General features: G+C 56.7%; 4 protein-coding genes. 1 reads left to right on the forward strand and 3 read right to left on the reverse strand.

Going from position 1 to position 2645, the window contains the following annotated elements:
* Positions 1-218: 218 nt before the first annotated feature.
* The 3 genes from PMI34_RS10160 to PMI34_RS10150 all read right to left on the reverse strand — a co-directional run bounded on the left by PMI34_RS10160 (position 219) and on the right by PMI34_RS10150 (position 1767).
* The gene (locus tag PMI34_RS10160) at positions 219-401 is read right to left on the reverse strand and encodes a hypothetical protein (RefSeq protein ID WP_008051427.1); all 183 of its coding nucleotides are present in this window, start codon (positions 399-401) and stop codon (positions 219-221) included.
* Positions 402-637: 236 nt separating this feature from the next.
* On the reverse strand, positions 638-832 hold the full coding sequence (locus PMI34_RS10155) for a hypothetical protein (protein WP_008051428.1): 195 nt from the start codon (positions 830-832) through the stop codon (positions 638-640).
* Positions 833-924: 92 nt separating this feature from the next.
* Complete coding sequence (locus PMI34_RS10150) at positions 925-1767, reverse strand: NAD(P)H-binding protein (protein ID WP_008051429.1); 843 nt, start codon at positions 1765-1767, stop codon at positions 925-927.
* A 177-nt stretch (positions 1768-1944) separates the two neighbouring features.
* Here PMI34_RS10150 and PMI34_RS10145 point away from each other — a divergent pair, with 177 nt between their 5' ends.
* Positions 1945-2604 carry a TetR/AcrR family transcriptional regulator gene (locus PMI34_RS10145; RefSeq protein ID WP_032829757.1) on the forward strand — a complete coding sequence of 220 codons (660 nt, stop codon included), beginning with the start codon at positions 1945-1947 and terminating at the stop codon, positions 2602-2604.
* Positions 2605-2645: the final 41 nt, after the last annotated feature.

Below are 2645 nucleotides of genomic sequence, written 5' to 3' on the forward strand. Positions count from 1 at the left end.
GGTTTCATTAGACCACTACACCTCCTCAAATGCAGACTGGCTGTATTCGAAGCGTCCGTTAAAGGTGTCGCCTGTAAACCTCACCTTGGCCAACGCCCCCCCTCGACGCATATTTAAAGTCGAGGGAGAGGGACGAGCGAAATCAATAATTATCAAAAACAGATTATTAAATATGGATATGACGTCGTGGATAGCTTCTCGGTGATGGCGTCGCGAGGTTAAGCCAGTTCCAACAGAAGTCTGGCGGTGCTGGTAGGCAAGGGGTGAGGTGCATTGATCCGGCCTTCCAATCTATTCACGAACGCCAGGGCTTCTGCGTAGCTGCGAAATTCAACGCACCACGCGTTCATCCATACATTCCAGCCTTCCGGTTTGCTCGCTTTCTCGATTTTTATCAGCATCCTAGAATCCCTCCATGTGGTGGTTTAGCCCACATTTAAAGGCGATAGAGGGGGGCGGTGGAAATTAATAATTATCAAAAATTGATTTACGGCGGCGGGGGATTCAGACGTTTGAAACGTGTTTGCGTTCGATTGGGGGCATGCTCTAAACCAAGGGCTTGCAAGCGAAAGCGGATGCAAGCCCTTGTTTGTTTCTGTTCCATTATTTCTGTCTTGATCGTGATTGCCTGATGCTTTCAGGACGCCGGGTCTGCCTTGCGACGATTGCTGCCGGCCGGGTTGCCGGTATCAATCAGCCTTCTTTCCAGCAGTACGTTTTCCAGGGCCTGGCGGTCTGACGGGTTCATCTGATGTTCTCGCTCCTTGAGTTCCAACAGGATCGGGGTCGACCACTGGCGGTAGATTTGTTCAGCACTACGATTGAGTGACATGGGTTCCTCCTTAATCAGGCTCCTGCCAATAAAGGCGCCGCACTTCGACACGCCAAAAACCCTAGTCGACGAAGCAGGTTCCCGCCACTGCTTTACGTCGGACTGCCATTGCCCCAGATGCCCGTAGCGGCAGTGCGCCGTACGTAGTCGCCGAAGTCGCGCGCCGGGCGTCCCAGTGCCCGCTGTACGCCATCGGCCACGGGTGTGTTGCGGCCGTCCAGCACAGTCGTGAAGAGATACAACACCAGATCGATCAATACCGGGGGAAGTTGGTCCTGTTCCATTGCCTGTCGATAGGCATCCGGCGGTACGGCCACGAATTCGATGTTGCGACCGGTGGAGCGGGCAATCTCGGTCACGGCTTGAGCAAAGGTCAACGCCCGAGGACCGGTCAGTTCATAGAGCTGGCCGGTGTGCCCGGGTTGGGTCAGTGCCGCGACGGCACACTCGGCAATGTCTTCTGCATCGACAAAGGGCTCGGCGACCTGGCCGACGGGGAGTGCGAGTTCACCGTGCAGAAGGGGTTCGAGAAAGTGTGCCTCGCTGAAATTCTGGCAGAACCAACTGGCCCGCAGAATCGTCCAGTCAATCCCGCTGTCTTGTACGACGCGTTCGGCCTGCTCCGCTTCCACTTCGCCGCGCCCGGATAACAAGACCAGTTTGCGGACGCCGCTTTTCACCGCCAGGTCGGTGAACGCCTGGATGGTCTCAAGGGCGCCTGGAACGGCGAGATCAGGTTGAAAGGAAATGTAGACGCAATGAACGCCATCGATCACGGCGTCCCAGGTCGATCGATCTTCCCAGTCGAAGGGTGGATTGGCGTCGCGGGAACCCCGGCGAACGGGCAGGCCGGCGGCTTCGAGCCGCTCTGTGATACGCCGTCCGGTTTTGCCGGTGGCGCCGAGGACCAGCGTGATTGGTTGGACAGTTTTCATCGCGTTCATCTCCATCGGGTAATGTGAGTGATGCTCATGTTTAAAAGATGATAGATGCTCATGTTTTGCCGTCAACCCATCACATCGAATTCCCCGACGTGTGGTATCTGTTGTTGGGTGTAGGGAGTGGCGATGCTAAGGTGAGTACATGTCACGTTTTTGATCGGGAATTCACTCGTGCGCAAACAAACCTCTGAACCCCTCGAACAGCCTGCAGGAGCGGTTCGACGCAATCCCACGCAACAGCGCAGCCGCGATCGTCAGGAGCGGATTCTGGCGATGGCGACTCAATTGATTGCGGACAAGGGCAGCGATCAACTCAAGATGAGTGAAATCGCCGAGCGCTCCGAGATCTCGATCGGTTCCCTTTATCAGTACTTCCCCGACAAGAGTTCCGTGATCCGCACGCTGGCCGAGCGCTATAACGCTGAGAGCCGCCGTTGCATTGCAGAGGCAATGGCGGCCGTCGAGGATGCCCGGGGTTTGCAGGCTGCCTATTCGCAGTTGCTCGATTTGTATTACGAGATTGTGATGGCGTCACCGGTGATGCGTGACATCTGGTTCGGCATGCAGGCCGACAAGCAGTTGTTGCAGCTGGAGTTGGAGGAGAGTCGGGTTGCCGGAGCGCTGCTGGCCCAGGCAATGCTTCGCGTCTATCCCGACTGCGACGTACAACAGGTCGAGGAGTCGGCGTTTTTGATCTGGCACCTGGGGGAGGCGACCATGCGATTGGCGGTTACTTGTGCGCCTGAGGAGGGGCGCGCACTGGTCGAGGCGTTCAAGCGCATGTCCCTGCGCGAAGTTATGGAGCCCAGGTGCCTGATGCCAGTCAGTTAAGCAATTTCAGCCGCGACACCCTTTGTAGCAGCTGCCGAGCC

The sequence above is a fragment of the Pseudomonas sp. GM74 genome, assembly GCF_000282455.1.
Lineage (GTDB): Bacteria > Pseudomonadota > Gammaproteobacteria > Pseudomonadales > Pseudomonadaceae > Aquipseudomonas.